The sequence below is a fragment of the Paenibacillus sinopodophylli genome (assembly GCF_005930355.1).
Lineage (GTDB): Bacteria > Bacillota > Bacilli > Paenibacillales > Paenibacillaceae > Pristimantibacillus > Pristimantibacillus sinopodophylli.
The window spans coordinates 2,237,380-2,255,039 of sequence record NZ_VDBO01000001.1 but is presented as its reverse complement, the minus strand read 5'-3'; the positions used below and the strand labels follow the sequence as shown (position 1 = coordinate 2,255,039).

Here is a 17,660-nt window from a genome sequence, read left to right as displayed (position 1 = left end):
CTCCTATAGATAGCGTTCGCCTTGCACTCTGGTGCGAATGACCTTAGCTGGCGTACCGTAAGCTACCGAGAAGGCATCTATATGGGATAGGACAGTTGAACCGGCGCCGATTACTGCATGCTCGCCAATGGTTTTGCCGTGAATAATGGCTGCACCGATCGACACGACCGTATAATCGCAGATAATGACGTTCCCTCCTGTACATGCTTTTGGGGCCAGTGTAACATAATGACCTAGTTGTGAATCATGCTCAATGACAGACATCGCGTACATGACGCAATGGTCGCTAATACGTGCATCGCTGCCGACGATACAGCCCGCCATAAGGACCGTTCCGCTGCCAATTTGCGCTCCTCTAGCTACCGAAGCAGTAGGATGAATGGCTGTTATGAAGGTGAAGCTCGGCATGATGTCCTTGATTTTTGCAACGACGGATGCTCGCGTCCAATTATCGCCGATGGCGACGATACCGCTGTATACAAGTGACTTGCTGCTTGTCAGCCAGCTCTCATCACCCAGTATCTCATAGCCGTAGAACTTAGAACCGACTGGTTTATACCCGTCGAGTATACCAACGATCTGGTACAGACCGGTTTTCTCAACCGTATCAATGACAGCTTTGGCATGGCCGCCGGCACCGAATATGATTATGTTCTGCATAGGCTTGAACGCTCCTTATCCATTAAGCGATTTACTCGTTTCTCCTATTCTAGCAGAACCAGTGTCGTTTATCTAAAAGAATAATGTAAGCCATAAGGAATGTAGATTGACAGATATTAGGGAAGGTGTTAATCTGTATTGGTGTTCTCTTTATAGAACAAAATACATATTTTGTTCGTTATTGGCTAATTAGTATGAAGGAGAAATTCATGAATAACGATGTCACTCTCCATAAAGAAGATTTGTCTGATGAATTGAGACTGATGCTCTCGATTCTTTCAATGGACCATAAGGCTGAAATTACATTTGATTTGCAGGAGCTGCTTCGTCATGCAGATTGGGATCGATTCATTGAGCTCGCCAGACATCATAGAGTATTCCCATCCCTTAATCATAAGCTGCAGAAGCTGAAGACGAGTGGCATTCCGGTATTTGTCTCCCAATTGTTCCAGAGAGATTATTATCGGAATACGCTTCAGATGCTCACTTTGAGCGGTGAGATGGAGCAGCTTGCCAAATTGTTCTCGGACAATGGCATACGCTCGTTATTCCTGAAGGGGCCTGTTATCGCTGCAGACTTATACGGCGACGTGTCGCTTCGAACCTCATGCGATTTGGATCTGCTCGTTCCTATTGTTGATCTGGAAAGAACAGAAGCACTTCTTCTCTCGTGCGGGTATGTGAAGGACGATTATATCGTGTCGGTATTGAATGATTGGAAATGGCGGCATCATCATACCTCCTTCATGCATCCAGACAAAAAGATCAAGGTAGAGGTTCATTGGAGGCTGAATCCTGCACCTGCCAAGGAACCAAAATTTGACGATCTATGGGAACGAAGAAGACAGAGCTCGTTGATTTCGCGCCCTATTTATTACTTAGGCAGAGAGGATCTATTCCTGTTTCTTGTATCCCATGGAGCGCGTCATGGCTGGTCGAGGCTTCGCTGGCTGCTCGATATTAAGCAGCTGCTGGAGCAGAAAGTAGATTGGCCTAAGCTTAATCAGCTTCTTCGCAAGCATCAGCTCTCACATATCGGGGGGCAGGCCTTGTTATTGCTAGCCAGGCTGTTCACCGTTCCGCTGCGCGAGGAGATGAAGCCATTGATAAATGATAGAAGAGCAGAATGGTCGGCTGAGGATGCGATGTTCTATGTGCACCGAATGATTAATTTGCATAGCCCGCCTATACCGGAGGATGTTGATCGTTACCATCGTAAATATTTATTCGGACTGCTTACTGTGAGGCAGAAGCTCGTATTTCTAGCCAGCTTTTTGTATCCGTATCCGGAAGATGCAAGGACACTTCCGCTACCGAAACCGCTGCATTTTCTTTATTTCCCGCTTCGTCCATTTATTTGGGGCTGGAGAAAGCTCCGCCATACGAATAAGGATAACGAAACTTATATGTGACTAGGAGTCAAGTATGAAAAATGTACTCATAGCGTCTTACGATATGGAAGTCGGCGGCGTTGAGCGAAGCTTAGCAGGCATGCTCGATCAGTTTAACTATACGGCGTTTAACGTTGATCTGATGTTGTACCGGCATAAGGGCGATTTCATGAGCCTTTTGACTGATCGAGCAAACCTGTTAAGTGAAATTCCGCAATACACTTCGTTTAGAAAATCAATAGCAGAAACACTGAAGGATAAACAGCTTCCCATCGGCATTGCCCGTATCATGGCAAAAGCACATGCCGGGCTTTATCGCAGAATGAACCGAATCGAAGATATCGGCTATGTTCAAATGCAAATGGTCTGGAAGTATGCGATGCCGTTTCTGCCGCCGCTCAAAAGCGATTATGACGTCGCGATCAGTTATTTGTGGCCGCATGATTTTGTTGCCAATAAGGTAACTGCGAATCGTAAAGTCGCTTGGATTCATACCGATTATTCAACGATAGCAGCGAACCATCAGCTGGATTTGGAAATATGGGATAAATTTGATTACATTATTGCGGTTTCTGAGGCGTGTAGAAACTCCTTTCTTGAACGCTATGAATCACTTCGTGTGAAGGTGTTCGTTATTGAGAATATCGTAGCGCCGATTCCTATTCAAAGCCTCTCTATTCAGCCTGTTGAAGGCAATCCACTGGTTCATGATTCGCGGTTTAAGCTGCTATCGGTAGGCAGGCTTTGTCATGCGAAGGGATTTGATGACGCGATCAGAGCATTCAAGCTACTGATTGATAAAGGCTATGATAATCTCGTGTGGTATATCGTTGGCTACGGCGGCGATGAAGCGATGCTTCGAGCCTTAATAGAGGAATATGAGCTGGAAGATCGGTTCATTCTACTGGGGAAACAAATCAATCCCTATCCGTTCATGAGCCAGTGCGACTTGTACGTACAGCCTTCCAGGTACGAAGGCAAGGCGGTTACCGTGACAGAAGCCCAAATATTAGGGAAGCCGATTGTCATTACGAACTATGCAACGGCTGCAAGTCAGATTGAGCATCTGAAAGATGGCTATATTGCAGAGCTGTCAGTAGCGGGCATAGCCGATGGGATCGAGAGATTATACAACGACCATGAACTGAGAGCACAGCTTGCCGATTATTGCAGCAGCTCGGATTACAGCAACAGCGGCGAGCTTGAGAAGCTGTATATGCTGCTGGAAGCGGAGGGGGTCACCGAAATTGACGATAAAGGTTAGCGTCATTATACCGGTATACAATGCGGAAGCTTATCTTGCTGAGTGTATAGAATCGCTTCTTAACCAAACCATTCAAGCATGCGAATTTATATTTATTAATGACGGATCGGCGGATAACAGCGTCTCTATTATTCAGAAATACGGACAGCAAGATACTAGAATTATCCTCGTCGAGCAGATGAATCAAGGGGTTAGCGCTGCGAGAAATGCAGGGCTGAAGGTAGCTTCAGGAGCATACATCGGATTCGTAGACGCGGATGACTATGTTGAAGCGGATATGTTCGAGCGGCTTTATACAGCTGCAGACAGGGATGGCAGTGAAATTATGGTATCTAATTTCGGAACCGTGATTGAAGGGCAATATGTGATGGTGAAATACAGTTACCCTGTGGATAAGCGCTTAGATGAAGCTTTTATTCAAGCTCAAGTCATACCTAGGTTTTTGGAGAAAGATGATTTGAATGCCGTCTGGAATAAACTCTATCTCAGATCGCTCATTCAGACCAATGAAATTACTTTCTCCAAGCAGCTGGCTCTCGGAGAAGACGGCTTGTTTAATATGATCGCGTTCAGCTATGCAAAGAGTATGACCTATATTGATTATGCTGGTTATCACTATAGAGAAACGCCAGGCAGCGCTACAAGAGATATTGTACGTATGGATTATTTCAAAAGGGCAATAGAAGTGTATTACACGGACCCTCCTGATCGCTACAAGCAATTGCTAGATGAACAAACGATTGGCGAGCTTAAAGCGATTAAATTAATGAACAATGTCATGGCTTACATCCATATGTACTCGAAACCGACCAGAAACTTCCCTTTCAACGAACAAATTAAATACATACAACGCATGATCGCCTGTGATGAGGTCCGAATGGCACTGCGTACTTATAAAGGGAAAATAAGGGCGGAGCGGAATCGGTATGAAAAGCTTTTTCTTCATTTCATTGGCATAAGGTCATGGCTGGGTCTTTATTGCATGACAGCTTACAGCAGATATAGAAATTGAAATCGTGGAGGGTAATACTGTGAAAATAATGATGTTTGCTCATGATGGCAGTCTTAACCGTGGATGTGAAGCAATCGTTAGATCGTCGACATCTATCATCAAAGAAAAAATAGAAGGTGCACAGGTGTTCCTAGCTTCAAGACAACCAGAAACCGACCATATCATTCCGAAATTAGATGGTGTCTACAATGGCTCAAACGTATCCATTAAAAAATACTCTTACGATTGGTTATTATCTTCAATGAAGTTCAAGTTATTTCAAGACGAGTCTTATGCTTTAGGAAAAATCCATCACAATATTATAAAAAAAATTAAAGACATGGACGTTTGCCTGTCGATTGGCGGAGACAATTATTGTTATGGGGAGCAGCCAGGCTGGTATGAAGTTGACAGACGGGTGAAAGCGGAAGGAAAGAAGCTCGTACTGTGGGGCTGTTCCATCGGAGAAGAGGATATGTCGGAGCGCAAGCTCGAGGATCTCAAGTTATTTGATCTTATTCTATCCCGCGAAACGCTTACCTATCAGATGCTGCAAAGTAAAGGACTTACCAATGTGAAGCTGTGCGCGGACCCCGCGTTTACGATGGAGAAAGAGGAGCTGCCGCTTCCAGAACGATGGCAGGAGGGCAATACGATTGGCCTTAACTTCAGCCCGCTGGTGTGGAAGCGCAATAAGCAATCACAAGCTGCGGTAGATGACTTGATTCAGCATCTATTGGATACAACGGATATGGCTATCGCATTCACACCGCATGTCATCATCAACGGAAATAATGATTATGATGTTCTGAGCGGCTACTATGAGAAATATAAGCATACAGGTAGAGTGCTCCTATTACCAGATAATCTGACGGCTGTTCAATATAAAGGCTACATTGCAAGAATGAGATTTTTTATAGGTGCTCGAACACATGCAACGATTGCGGCGTATTCCAATTATGTACCAACGATGGTGCTTGGCTACAGCGTGAAGTCAAAGGGAATCGCGAAAGATATATTCGGAGAAGAGAAGCTTGTGCTCGGTATTGAAGAAATATCAGACAGCAAGCGCCTAATCGATAAGTGTGACGAGATGCTTCGTGATGAGGAAGCGATCATCACGCAGTTAAAGCTATCCATTCCCCGCATTAAGAAGATGTCATACAAAGCAGTAGACTATTTGCGCAGTCTAGCATGAGGCAGCTATGAAAAAAAACGTATTGTTCATTATTCCGAGCCTCTCAGCCGGAGGTGCCGAAAGAAGCCTAATCAACCTGCTTACTCATATGGATTTCGAACAGTACCAGGTAGATTTGTTTATGTTCAGCCCTAAAGGCATATTTCTAGAACTGCTGCCCGAGCAGGTTCGGGTACTGCCATTGCCAGACAATTATAGCCAATTTGTAAAACCGATGTTTCCTGCTGTATCGCGCTTATTGTGGAGAAGAAATGCGAAATTGGCCTTTAGCAGATTGATGTATAGCTACAAGAATCGAATAGCTGGCAACACCAGTGTAAAGGAACAAGAAAGCTGGAAGTATATGGCGCATTCCTTCGCTGTCCTAGAAAAAAAATATGATATCGCAATCGCTTTTCTTGAGAAATCCTCTATTTATTTCTGTGCGGAGAAAGTGCAAGCCGATAAGAAAATAGGCTGGGTACACAATGACTATGACATGCTCGGCATGAATCCGTATTTCGACCAAAGCTATTTCCGTAAGCTGAATTATATCGTTACCGTTTCCGAGGAGTGCCGCCAGATTTTGCAGCAAAGATTTCCTAACCAGAGTGAAAAGGTAAAGGTGATCTACAATATTGTATCTCCAACGATTATAAGAGGGCTGGCTAATAGGGTTTCTGAGGATGTTTATGATCGGAAAGCGGATGAGATGGTTATTCTGTCGATTGGAAGACTGCATCCACAGAAAGGTTTTGAACATGCGATAAGAGCAGCAAAGTGGCTGCTTGACAGCGGTTATCCATTTCAATGGAACATTATTGGCGAAGGGGAGGAGAGGGCTGTATTATCAGAGCTCATTGCTTCGCTCGGACTCACCCATCACGTAAAGCTCCTCGGATTGAAATCGAACCCCTACCCGTATATCAAACAAGCAGACATCTATGCTCAAACCTCTATATATGAAGGAAAAGCGATCGCAATTGACGAGGCCAAAATTTTGCATAAACCGATCGTCATTACGAACTTCAGCACAGCTAAGGATCAGCTGGAGCATGGCATCGAAGGGCTTATCGTCGAGACGAACGCGGAGGCGATCGCAATAGGAATAAGTGACCTCATTCAGAATGCTGAGCTTCGCTTGCGGATTACGCAGCATTTGGCAGAGCTTACACTCGGTACGGAAGACGAGATTGAAAAGCTGTATCAAATTATAGGATAGGCGGAGATGAGTTGAAAAAAAAACTATTGTTCGTCATGAACAATTTGAACTGCGGAGGTGCAGAGAAGTCTCTGCTTTCCTTGCTGCAGACCATTGACCTCTCCAGGTTTGACGTTGATCTCTATTTATTCAAGCATGAAGGCATCTTTCTCGATAAGCTTCCCGAGGCCGTTCATTTGCTAGAGGAACCGATTGGCTTTCGCTATTATGATATGTCGGTTCGGAAGGCCGTATTTGCATGCTTGAGAAGCGGCAACGTGATGCAGGCCATCAATCGAATCGTTGCAGGCTTTATCTTCTCTTCTGAGAAGAATGCCGCAAGAAGAGAGCAGCGCGTATGGAAATATTTGTCCAAGGGGCTGCCGAAGCTTCAACAAAAATACGATGCGGCTATCGGTTTTCTTGAGAAAAACCCGGTTTACTTCTGTATCGAAAAGGTTAATGCTAATCAAAAAATCGGATTTATCCATAATGATTATGACAAGCTGCAAATGGATCCAAGGCTGGATCTGCCCTATTTCAAAAAATTAGACCATTTGGTTACGGTGTCTGACGGATGTGGAGAGGTGCTGCTTCAACGCTTCCCGCAATTCAAACAGAAAATCAAGGTCATTCAAAATATTGTATCACCTCCCACCATTCATAAAATGTCGGCAGAAAGAGCAGATGTAGATATAAATGAAAATCCCGCTATTTCGATTGTCTCCATTGGACGCTTGACTGCGCAAAAGGGTTTTGAGATGGCAATTGAAGCTTGCAAAGCTTTGATTGAGCAAGGCTATACCATTCAATGGTATGTCATTGGAGAAGGGGAAGAGCGGCACAGGCTGGAGCAGCTAATTACTGCATACGGGATTCATCGCTATTTCCATTTGATTGGTCTAAAGGAAAACCCATACCCCTATATCCACAATGCGGATCTTTACGTCCAGCCCTCGCGATTTGAAGGGAAATCGATTGCAATCGATGAGGCGAAAATACTGCAAAAGCCGATTATTGTAACTAATTTTAGCACAGCGAAGGATCAAATTACGCATAATCAAAATGGACTTATCGTTGAGATGAATGCGGGTTCGTTAACTGAAGGTATCAAGAAGCTGATTGATGACGAAGGCATGAGGCTGTATTTCAAGGAACAATTAGCGCTTGAGAATCTCGGGAATGAGTCGGAGATCGAGAAATTGTATGCCATTATATAACGATTGGCGAGGGAGCGAATAAGATGCTAGAAATTTTAGCTGCTATATTTATCGGAATGGTTATCCTTATCGTGCTGATTGATATTGTGCCGATGAGCTGGGACTGGGTAAGCAGAATTTATATTGGAAGATATCGAAGCAAGCAGGAATGGAATCAATCCATTACACAAATCGGCGTGAATTGGCTTAATCATACGCCAAAGATTAAAGTGACGGACAATGTAAGATTAGTTGCAATCGATATGATCAAAGGCAATTATTCGAAAAGTGCGATTCAGCATTGGCAGGAAGCCTCATTATTGCTGGGGCTGTCGGAGTGTATGAAGAATGGTGCAGGCAAAGAGATGGATATGAGCATCGAGCAATTTCTTAAAGCGAAGTTCGATAGCAATGGCGAGTGGAAAGTGAAGCCGGATTATATTGATTGTGCCATTCTCGCTTACGGCGTATTGAAGCTGGAGCATGTGGATATCGATCGATTTAAGCCTGCTTTCGACAGCACATGGCAGCTCATTCAATCGCATATTGGTGAAGACGGAACCGTGCAGTATCGTAAGTTTATGAATAAATACAGGTACGTCGATACGATTGGTTTTGTGTGTCCGTTTCTGGTGAGGTATGGCATGAGATACAACAAGCCGGAATGTGTAAAGCTGGCCGTTAAGCAATTGGAGCAATATGAGAAGTTTGGCATGCTCGAGGAGCATTTCATTCCAAGTCATGCTTATCACACCGATAATGCTATGCCGCTTGGCTTGTACGGCTGGGGGAGAGGACTTGGCTGGCTCGCAATTGGTTTAAGCGATGCTTGGTGTGAATTGCCTGATGAGCATGAATTCAAACCGAGATTGAATCAATTTGTGCTGAAATTTGCTCGGGCGATTCTAGCCTTTCAGCGTCCAGATGGGAACTGGAACTGGACGGTTACACGGAAAGAGACGCGAGCAGACTCTTCGACTACAGCTACGTTAGCATGGTTTTTACTGCAGTCTTCACAGCTGCCAGAGCTGTCAGAGGAGTGCTTGGAGGGTTCAGAGCGGGCGATTCATTACTTAATGAAAGTCACGAGAAGAAGCGGTGCCGTTGATTTCTCACAAGGCGATACGAAAGATATAGGTGTGTATTCCATGTTGTTCAACATTTTGCCGTTCACGCAAGGCTTCTGCATCCGAATTGCCAATTTTCGTTCAAGTGCAATGGGAGGTTAAGCGTATGCTTGCAAAGATCATCGCATTCGGGAGAGCGCGGATAAGGAAGTGGCTGCTAGAGGAAATATGGATGGAGGATTATGTGAAGCTGGGTATGAAAATCGGTCAGAACTGTTCCATACAGCCGGGTGTAACGTTTGACTACTCCCATTGCTGGCTCATATCGATCGGCAATAATGTGACAATTGCTCCACAAGCCTACATTTTGGCGCATGATGCGAGCAGTAAAAGAGCAATGGGCTACACTAGAATCGGAACTGTCACGATTGAGGACGATGTATTTATTGGTGCTAGAGCAATCATTATGCCAGGCGTATCCATTGGCAAAGGATCGATCATTGCAGCTGGAAGCATCGTTACGAAACCAGTTCCGGCAGGCTGCGTGTATGGGGGAAGCCCAGCCAAAGAAATGATGAATATGGAAGCTTACAAGCAAAAAGTCAGAAAGGCGTTTGACGAGCAGCCCCAATATGACGAGCGCTTCACGTTAAAAGGAAGTATGACTAAGGAAGAAAAGGAACGGATGTACAAGGAACTGCTAGTTACAAACGGCTTCGTCAGATAGGAGATTCACATGAGGGTAAAGAGCTCATTACTGAACATTTCTGCCGGTCTTGGCAGTCAGCTCGTCATAACGATATTAAGCTTTGTATCAAGAACGGTGTTCATTAACAGCTTAGGCATTGAATACTTAGGCGTTAACGGCCTATTCACTAGTATCCTGGCTATGCTCTCGCTTGCGGAGGCTGGAATCGGGTCCAGTATTATTTATAATTTGTATAAGCCTGTCGCTGAGAACAATAGACCCAAAATCTTAGCGCTTATGGATTTGTACAAGAAGGCTTACCTTGTTATCGCAGGACTCGTTATGCTGCTGGGCCTCGGTGTTATGCCGTTTCTTGATCTTATTATTAAGGACACAAGTGTCGAGAACCTGTCGATCATTTATTTGTTGTTTCTTATCAATACGGCAGCTCCCTATTTATTTGTCTATAAACACTCCTTCCTGAACGTAAATCAGAAAAACTATATCGTCACCTCGATCTTTTCCATCTCTTCTATTCTATCCACTGGTTTGCGAATCGCGATATTATTGTACACAGAAAACTATCTCCTTTATTTGGCTGTTGAAAGTGTCTTCTCGATTATTACATCCGCCATTGTCGTTATTCTAGTAAACAAGATGTATCCTTTCCTCAAGGAGAAGGTAGAAGCAAAGCTTGATCCGGAGACGAAAGCTAATTTTATCAAAAATATGAAAGCGATCATTTTGCAAAACGTAGGCAATTATTTTATTTTTGGTGTAGACAGCATTCTCATCTCTACGTTCGTCAGCATTACGGCCGTAGGGCTTTATTCGAATTACAAAATGCTTATCGATATTTGCCGGACTCTACTCAATCAGGTATTCGCCAATATGTACCATAGTTTAGGCAATTTAATCGCGAAGGAAAGCTCGGATGCGGTATACCGCATATTCAAGGTAACCTATTTGCTTAATTTTTGGTTGTATTCGCTCTTATCCATTGGTCTTTATTTGTTGGTCGAGCCGCTTATCACGTTATGGCTAGGACAGGAGTTTGCGATGAGCAATGCGATATTGTTAGTGCTGGTGGTGATGTTCTACGAGAGAGGCATGCGGAATTCGCTCAGTGCCGTGAAATCGACCGCAGGTATATTTCATGAGGATCGTTACGCTCCGATTGTACAGGCAGCCGTCAATTTAACGGTTTCACTGATTCTGGTTCATTATCTTGGTATTCTAGGTGTGTTCATAGGAAACATAGTCAGTGCGCTAGCTGTACCGTTCTGGTACACACCCAGGCTTGTTTATCGCAACGTCTTTCAGCAGCCCGTCATGCACTATTATAGAAGTTATCTATTGTATACGTTGTTAGGGGTATCGGTATGTTTAGTAGCGGGCTTCATCTGCGAGCTTTTTCCATCCTCCACTCTATTAGGACTTGTTGGCAAAGGATTCGTATGCGTGGTCCTTGTTAATTTCGTTTATGTAGCCGTATTTTACAAGACGGAGCAGTTCCGCTACTTGCAGATGATAGGGGTCGGATTATTAAATAAAATACCGTTGCTGCGAAATCCGCGACTGAAAAAGCAGGAACATAGCCGTCCTAGCTTGGAAGTTGGCGGAGATAAGTAACCTTTTGCTGACAAGCTACATACGATAGCGGTAAAAGGAAGGTGAGGGCTATGACTCAGCATACGACTTACCGCTTAGAACTTGACCGGTTTAAAGTTAGCAATACGGGACGGAATGCAGCAGAAACGACCAAAGGGATTAATGATGCAATTGTGTGGGCCAAGCAGGAGGGGTATTCTCATGTGGTGCTTCCGAGCGGAATCTATAGCGTGAAGCTAGATCCTAGTATGCTTATTGCTATTAAAATGCAAAGCGGCATTCATTTGGAATTGGAGCAAGGCTGTGAAATTGTTCTTGAGCCCAATTCATCCCCCAATTATTCTATCATTGATATGACAGCGGTTAACGATGCCAAAGTATCGGGCGGGAAGCTTATTGGGGACAAAAAAAAGCATGTATATGAGATTTATGTAAAGTTTGTCAGGGGAGGAGTGAATGCGGACGGGACATTAAATAATGATCCCAACTGGATTCGCAGCGAAGTGATTGATCGATATGCAAACCCAGGCCTGCTGGCGAGCTTCAGACTGTGGAGTATAGCCGGCGTTAATGCTGTATCCTATTCTTTCTATCAATATAAGGATACGGTCTCCAAAGCAACCTTAGTAGGCTTCCGCACCAACGGCGTGTTTGCGCCGACGAGCTCTGCGGGGAGAGGCTGGTTCCTTAACGAGGATAAGGATGTCAGCCGGAACAACAAAATGGTATTTGCGATACCATTAACCTCGCCGCTCACGGATGGTAAAATTTCCGAAATTGCGGCCAAAGTCGATTCTTCTTATTATACGCATGAGGGCGGCTATGGCATTGGATCGTTTGGGTCCAATCATATTGAGATTAGCCATATCGAAATTTCGGATTGTGTAGGCGATGGCATTATGACGGGATGGGAGAAATACCAACTTGATCCCGCAGCCTACACACAAGAGCAAATGGGGCAGCATGTTCTGATTCATGATTGTCATATCCATCATTGTAGAAGACAAGGCATATCGCTTTGCGCTTCCAGCGACACGCATGTATTTAGAAATAGGATTCATCATATCGGCTTTGATGATGACGGAGTAACAACAAACTTCCGCAACGGCACTCCGCCTATGTTCGGGATTGACATTGAATCCATGTACGGTGAAACGAATATTCCAATTAAATCGCCTGATCGTCCGAATGGGCTTGAGCTGAACTACCGAATTCGAATAACGGATAATTATGTGTACAGCAATGTTCGGGGACATTTCGTCAATTCGGATGGAACGGATGTTACAGTTACGAACAACACATTCGAAGGCGGGAACGTCGGCGGAGTAAGCTCAAATTCTATATTTCCTTATGTTAAATTTATTAACAATACGTTTATTGGATGTGAGCTGTGGGTTCAAGGAGATCAGTTCGTGAACGGTGCAGTCATTCAGAACGGGAATTTGAGATTACTTGATGTAAGGGGAGCCGTTGTCCAGAATTGCAAAATTATGAATGGAGCTGTACATGGCTCCAGCGTATATGGATACTTCGGATCTCCAGCGGTCGATGTTTCGAAGGGCGTATTTACGTTTAAAACGGCTCATAACATGGGTAACGGCGCGCAGGTTGCCTTCGAGCAGTGGGTGGGAAAAGTGCCTACTGGCATTAGTGTGGATAAATTGTATTATACCGTAAACGTAACCTCGTTAGGCTTCCAGGTTTCAGAATCGCTGGGCGGGGCTCCGGTCATCATTAAGGATGCGGGTGAAGCGGGTTTTCATGTCGCGCGGTATCAATATGGCAGATGTTATTTATCGAACATCACGGTTGAACGGGAGTGGCGCAAGGATAACGCGTTAACGCCTAACTTTAATGTATTAGCTGCTGGAGCAGTGATTAGAAACGTCACGATCAAAAATTATGATTTGGCGTTATTGGTTCCTCCCGATTATGCTGGTCGTCCCAATATAATTGACGGACTCACTTTAATTGAAGGGTCAGCCCGCTTTGAAGGCAGTCACATTAGTAACAGTGAGTTTCTAAGAGCAAAGACGCCTGCACTTGGGAGCACTGACATCCAGCTAGGCTCTAACGATGTGAAATACAAGCGGCAAATTACGCTGCGCAACGGATTATTTCAAAGTCTTGGACTGGTCGTCGATGGGAATGTAACCGTAACGGGAACGACCTTCTTGAATGGGGCAGTTGGCAAAGCAGATAATACGAATAAAGCAGTCATCGCTCAATCTTATTTCGAGAGCAGTAAATTGAATTTCAACTGGTTGCGACAGAATCAATCGGTTACGGTTGCAAAGTCTGTATTTAAGGGAGTAACGGTAACGGGAACAGCACCTTATATAAGGCTGATAGATAATACGGATTTAGGCGTTTCATGATAGCTGGATACGAATATCCCTGGAGTTTTTATACGCTGCAGGGATATTATTTGTTATAATGTTCTTAATAAAGAAAATAATGATGTAAAAAAGGATAAGAGAGGGGCTGATGAAATGGCCATTCTGGTAACAGGCGGGGCAGGCTACATTGGGAGCCATACTTGTGTGGAACTATTGGAAGCGGGATATGAGGTAGTCGTTGTAGATAATTTGTGCAACAGCAGCAGAATCTCTTTGGATCGAGTTGCTGAAATTACGAATAAGGAATTATCATTCTATGAACTGGATTTGCTGGATAGGAATCGGCTTGATGACGTATTCACCAAACATGATATTGAAGCCGTTATTCATTTCGCAGGTCTTAAAGCGGTGGGAGAATCTGTCCGATTGCCTCTCTCTTATTATTATACGAATCTGACAAGCACGCTTGTACTATGCGAGGTTATGAGAAAGCATGAGGTACATAAGCTTGTATTCAGTTCTTCAGCGACGGTATACGGTCTTCCGGATCAGGTGCCGATTTCAGAGCATTTCCCGCTTGGAGCAACTAATCCCTATGGATGGACGAAGCTGATGCTTGAGCAAATTCTTCAGGACTTGGCTGCGTCGAGCGAGCATTGGGGCATATCTATTCTACGCTATTTCAATCCAATCGGTGCTCATAAAAGTGGTAGGATCGGTGAGAATCCAAGTGGTATACCGAATAATCTACTGCCTTACATTGCGCAGGTGGCCGTTGGAATACGGGAGCAGGTTAACGTATTCGGCAATGATTATCCAACAATCGATGGGACGGGAGTTAGAGATTATATTCATGTCGTAGACCTTGCAAGAGGACATTTGAAGGCGCTGGAGCAGGTGATGAGCAAAACAGGCGTAGATGTGTTCAACCTTGGTACGGGACGGGGATATAGTGTACTGGAGATGATTGCAGCATTCAAGAAAGTATCCGGCAGAAATATTCCTTATGCGCTCATTTCACGCAGACCTGGCGACATAGCTGTATGTTATGCAGATACGGTGAAAGCGAACGTGGTCCTTGGGTGGAAAGCAACGATGGGCATTGAAGAGATGTGTGCAGACTCTTGGCGCTGGCAGCATATGAATCCTGACGGTTACGGTTTAGACACGGCTGCGGGGACGATAAAGGAAACAGCGGAATACATAAGTGCAGCACAATAATAAACCGTATAAAAAAAGTCTGACTATATTCGGCGTTTTCACGAGTAGATTTTCATTAAATATTCCCTAATACCATTCGACAAAACTTGTAAGTATTTCTCATTTTTGGCGGACATGAAGCGACAGCATACGCAAATATGGTGATCTATAATACTACTATAAGTGAATGAAAAGCATAGGGAGACGTTGAAATGCGTTTAGTATCTGGGCACCTTAAACGCATGGAGTCAGTGGTGCAACCGCCCCAATTCGAATGGGGGATATGTGAAGATGGCACTTGTGAAATCAGATCATAATCAAGACCTGGATATGGAATGGACGAGACTTATTATGAAGGCTCGTCAATTAGGCTACAGCAAGGAAGATGTTCAGAAGGCGCTTCTCGTCCTAAAGGAAAGCAGTAAGGACGATATTCAAGAAGCCGCTGTATAGACAAAGCCTGATTATTCGCGTTTAATCTTCCATTTATTGAACTCCAGAAATTCCTTGAATTGATCTTTACTTACGCCTGAGGCCATCGCTTCTCTTACGAGATCGGCCCATTCAAGATCAAGGATCTCTGATTGGTGTTCGGAATGGTCATTGTTTAAAAACTCTTCAACGGGAACCTTCAGCACCACTCCTACTTTCTCGAGAAATTGGATGGAAGGGTTTTGTTGCAGGCCGCGTTCAATGGAGCTTAGATAGGATTTCGCAACACCGGCTCTTTGTGAAAGCTCAGTTAAGGATAGGCCATTTCTCTTTCGCAGTGCTTTTATGCGTTCTCCGATCATAACAAACTCCTCCGTCAATGCATCGTTGTAAACTAGAACTAATTATAACGAATTATTAAGGAATGCGAAAGCTTTTTAGCCGCCACATCGGTATGATAGTGGAGATTATCATTCTAATTCGATCATATTATTTAAAATTCTCGTACAATAAGCAATAGGGCTTACCTCCAGCGGTAAGCCTTTTTTATATAGCTATCATTGTAATAGGCTGCATGACTATGCACTTGCCACGGACTGGTTGTGCAGCAGACTTCCGAACAGGCTATTCGAATCAGCTGCTAGCTGGTGAAATTCCCCTTGCTCGACTACCGCTCCTTGATTCAATACGATAACCTGATCAGCTTGCCTAATGGTTGACAACCGATGAGCAACGACAATTATTGTCATCTTCCCCTTCAAACGTTCGATCGCCTCTTGAATCTTTCTTTCATTGTCCGTATCCAGCGCACTCGTTGCTTCATCTAGAATAAGGATAGACGGTTTTCGTATAATCGCACGGGCAATGACAATGCGTTGACGCTCGCCTCCAGATAGCCGTATTCCGCGATCCCCGATAACCGTATCAAGTCCTTCAGGCAGCTTATGAACAAAGTCGGCAGAGGATGCGAATTGCAGCGCCTCCCACATTTCAGTGTCGGACGCGTCAGGTTTGACCATATAAAAATTTTCTCTTATGCTCGCATTGAACAAGAATGGGTCTTGCGCTACGTAGCTGATTGAATGGCGGTAAGAAGCGAGCTGATGGCTGGCGAGAGGAAAGCCGTCAACTAAGATGTGGCCAGCTTCAGGCTGTATTAAGCCCATTATAAGATCGATCAGCGTGCTTTTTCCCGCTCCAGAAGGACCAGCTATGGCGGTCATCTGGTTAGAGGGAATGAACAGGTTTATGTTATGCAGCGTGCAGGCATACTCATCTTGGTTGTATCGGAAGCTGACATTGCGGCATTCAATTCCATGATCAATGCGCAAGGCGGCGGTTGTTTCCATATTTAGATCGAGCTGCTCATCTGAAGCTCGGCATTCATTCTGAAGTTGAATAAGTGCTTTGCAAGCAGGTACCATCGATGAAAGCTGCTCCAACGTGGATTGGATGCTGGTGAAGCGCGGCCATAATCGAGCGAATATAACCGTAATCGTCAGCAACTGTATGCTTTGTGACTGGAATAGCTTGAATGAAATGAGTATAAAGCATGAAATGAGCACCGCGGAAGTTAATTTATAGACGAGCTGCGAGTTCATTCTTAGCCGAACATAGGCGACCTGCTCCTCCATCATTCCCCTCGTCAAAGCGGACAGCCAGCGTAAGCGAGAAGCTTCAAGCGTGTTGCTTTTGATATCCTTCATTCCATTTAGTTGATCGGTTATGCCAGCAAGATAGCTCTGTGACAATTGTGAGGTCTGATTCCCAAGCTGCTTAGCCTGCTTAATGAATTTTCTGGAGCAGACGCCTAGTACAATACCGCAGCCGAGCACGAACAGCGTGAGTACTGGAGACAACCAGAAGGCGATTCCAATTTGAATCACGGTGAAGATAAGCGCGGTAATCAACTGCAGGAATAGATGGATGGCGCCGAGCACACGAGCGAGTTCAATCGTCAGCAGATTAATAAGATCCGATGATCTTTTTTTTATGAAAAAGGACCAGTTGGATTGCAGAAGCGTTCGGTACGTTTCCTGGCGTAGATGGCGACTATAACGTTGTTGGATTTCGGCGTTCCGAATCGTTACCTTTTGTTGAATGCGATTCTGGATGAGCACGATCGTGATATAGACTCCAAGAATAATGGATAAGGACAGCGTGGGGGAGAGCTTCTGCATATAAGTAGACAGGCTGGAGAAATAGCTGTTCTGAACGTCGAGGTTGATGATGCCGATCAGGCTCAGCATAGGAATTAATAGGAGGATGCCGATACTTTCGAGAAAGCTGGAGACGGTCATTCCGAGAAGGTTAATGGATAGTGCTGCCCCCGAGAAACGATGCAATCGCTTCATGAAATATAAGATAGAATTCATTTTCTTCTCCTTTCGGGAACTGCAGATAGCAAGCAACGCTTACTCCATCTGATTGCGAGGAGAAG

15 protein-coding genes and 1 riboswitch are annotated in these 17,660 nt (G+C 44.5%); of the genes, 12 read left to right on the top strand and 3 right to left on the bottom strand.

The annotated features are described in order from the left end of the window. Positions 1–3: 3 nt before the first annotated feature. Positions 4–660: an acetyltransferase gene (locus FGT79_RS09995; RefSeq protein WP_138752513.1), complete on the bottom strand. Its 657-nt coding sequence runs from the start codon at positions 658–660 to the stop codon at positions 4–6. A 209-nt stretch (positions 661–869) separates the two neighbouring features. Here FGT79_RS09995 and FGT79_RS09990 point away from each other — a divergent pair, with 209 nt between their 5' ends. The 12 genes from FGT79_RS09990 to FGT79_RS09935 all read left to right on the top strand — a co-directional run bounded on the left by FGT79_RS09990 (position 870) and on the right by FGT79_RS09935 (position 15,241). Then, positions 870–2,072 carry a nucleotidyltransferase domain-containing protein gene (locus FGT79_RS09990; protein ID WP_138752512.1) on the top strand — a complete coding sequence of 401 codons (1,203 nt, stop codon included), beginning with the start codon at positions 870–872 and terminating at the stop codon, positions 2,070–2,072. Between the two features lie 13 nt (positions 2,073–2,085). Continuing rightward, positions 2,086–3,315 (top strand): glycosyltransferase, encoded by a 1,230-nt coding sequence (locus FGT79_RS09985; protein ID WP_138752511.1) that lies wholly within the window; start codon positions 2,086–2,088, stop codon positions 3,313–3,315. Then, positions 3,299–4,327, top strand: a complete 1,029-nt coding sequence (locus FGT79_RS09980) for a glycosyltransferase (RefSeq protein ID WP_138752510.1) — start codon at positions 3,299–3,301, stop codon at positions 4,325–4,327. Before FGT79_RS09985 ends, FGT79_RS09980 begins: the two co-directional genes overlap by 17 nt. A gap of 19 nt (positions 4,328–4,346) precedes the next feature. After that, positions 4,347–5,504 (top strand): polysaccharide pyruvyl transferase family protein, encoded by a 1,158-nt coding sequence (locus FGT79_RS09975; RefSeq protein WP_138752509.1) that lies wholly within the window; start codon positions 4,347–4,349, stop codon positions 5,502–5,504. A 7-nt stretch (positions 5,505–5,511) separates the two neighbouring features. Then, positions 5,512–6,705, top strand: coding sequence for a glycosyltransferase (locus FGT79_RS09970; protein ID WP_138752508.1), 1,194 nt, complete (start codon positions 5,512–5,514; stop codon positions 6,703–6,705). Positions 6,706–6,716: 11 nt separating this feature from the next. Further along, positions 6,717–7,904, top strand: a complete 1,188-nt coding sequence (locus FGT79_RS09965) for a glycosyltransferase (protein WP_138752507.1) — start codon at positions 6,717–6,719, stop codon at positions 7,902–7,904. Between the two features lie 23 nt (positions 7,905–7,927). After that, the gene (locus FGT79_RS09960; protein WP_138752506.1) at positions 7,928–9,112 is read left to right on the top strand and encodes a glycoside hydrolase family 88 protein; all 1,185 of its coding nucleotides are present in this window, start codon (positions 7,928–7,930) and stop codon (positions 9,110–9,112) included. A 4-nt stretch (positions 9,113–9,116) separates the two neighbouring features. Then, positions 9,117–9,677 carry an acyltransferase gene (locus FGT79_RS09955; protein WP_138752505.1) on the top strand — a complete coding sequence of 187 codons (561 nt, stop codon included), beginning with the start codon at positions 9,117–9,119 and terminating at the stop codon, positions 9,675–9,677. A gap of 9 nt (positions 9,678–9,686) precedes the next feature. Continuing rightward, the gene (locus FGT79_RS09950) at positions 9,687–11,270 is read left to right on the top strand and encodes a lipopolysaccharide biosynthesis protein (protein ID WP_138752504.1); all 1,584 of its coding nucleotides are present in this window, start codon (positions 9,687–9,689) and stop codon (positions 11,268–11,270) included. Positions 11,271–11,320: 50 nt separating this feature from the next. Continuing rightward, complete coding sequence (locus FGT79_RS09945) at positions 11,321–13,627, top strand: right-handed parallel beta-helix repeat-containing protein (RefSeq protein ID WP_138752503.1); 2,307 nt, start codon at positions 11,321–11,323, stop codon at positions 13,625–13,627. A 114-nt stretch (positions 13,628–13,741) separates the two neighbouring features. Next, the gene (gene galE, locus FGT79_RS09940; RefSeq protein WP_138752502.1) at positions 13,742–14,809 is read left to right on the top strand and encodes a UDP-glucose 4-epimerase GalE; all 1,068 of its coding nucleotides are present in this window, start codon (positions 13,742–13,744) and stop codon (positions 14,807–14,809) included. 170 nt (positions 14,810–14,979) lie between these two features. Next, a riboswitch (cyclic di-GMP riboswitch) is annotated at positions 14,980–15,063 on the top strand. Positions 15,064–15,079: 16 nt separating this feature from the next. Then, on the top strand, positions 15,080–15,241 hold the full coding sequence (locus FGT79_RS09935; protein ID WP_138752501.1) for a protein sinI: 162 nt from the start codon (positions 15,080–15,082) through the stop codon (positions 15,239–15,241). Positions 15,242–15,252: 11 nt separating this feature from the next. Here the strand turns inward: FGT79_RS09935 and FGT79_RS09930 are convergent, their stop codons facing one another. Beyond that, positions 15,253–15,582: a helix-turn-helix domain-containing protein gene (locus tag FGT79_RS09930; protein ID WP_138752500.1), complete on the bottom strand. Its 330-nt coding sequence runs from the start codon at positions 15,580–15,582 to the stop codon at positions 15,253–15,255. Positions 15,583–15,798: 216 nt separating this feature from the next. After that, positions 15,799–17,595, bottom strand: coding sequence for an ABC transporter ATP-binding protein (locus FGT79_RS09925; RefSeq protein ID WP_138752499.1), 1,797 nt, complete (start codon positions 17,593–17,595; stop codon positions 15,799–15,801). Positions 17,596–17,660 lie beyond the last annotated feature (65 nt).

Bases quoted from the DNA above. Each gene is read 5' to 3' on its own strand.
- FGT79_RS09995 (WP_138752513.1), bottom strand. From the start codon at position 660: ATGCAGAACATAATCATATTCGGTGCCGGCGGCCATGCCAAAGCTGTC.
- FGT79_RS09990 (WP_138752512.1), top strand. From the start codon at position 870: ATGAATAACGATGTCACTCTCCATAAAGAAGATTTGTCTGATGAATTG.
- FGT79_RS09985 (WP_138752511.1), top strand. From the start codon at position 2,086: ATGAAAAATGTACTCATAGCGTCTTACGATATGGAAGTCGGCGGCGTT.
- FGT79_RS09970 (WP_138752508.1), top strand. From the start codon at position 5,512: ATGAAAAAAAACGTATTGTTCATTATTCCGAGCCTCTCAGCCGGAGGT.
- FGT79_RS09960 (WP_138752506.1), top strand. From the start codon at position 7,928: ATGCTAGAAATTTTAGCTGCTATATTTATCGGAATGGTTATCCTTATC.
- FGT79_RS09955 (WP_138752505.1), top strand. From the start codon at position 9,117: ATGCTTGCAAAGATCATCGCATTCGGGAGAGCGCGGATAAGGAAGTGG.
- FGT79_RS09950 (WP_138752504.1), top strand. From the start codon at position 9,687: ATGAGGGTAAAGAGCTCATTACTGAACATTTCTGCCGGTCTTGGCAGT.
- FGT79_RS09945 (WP_138752503.1), top strand. From the start codon at position 11,321: ATGACTCAGCATACGACTTACCGCTTAGAACTTGACCGGTTTAAAGTT.
- galE (WP_138752502.1), top strand. From the start codon at position 13,742: ATGGCCATTCTGGTAACAGGCGGGGCAGGCTACATTGGGAGCCATACT.
- FGT79_RS09935 (WP_138752501.1), top strand. From the start codon at position 15,080: ATGGCACTTGTGAAATCAGATCATAATCAAGACCTGGATATGGAATGG.
- FGT79_RS09930 (WP_138752500.1), bottom strand. From the start codon at position 15,582: ATGATCGGAGAACGCATAAAAGCACTGCGAAAGAGAAATGGCCTATCC.
- FGT79_RS09925 (WP_138752499.1), bottom strand. From the start codon at position 17,595: ATGAATTCTATCTTATATTTCATGAAGCGATTGCATCGTTTCTCGGGG.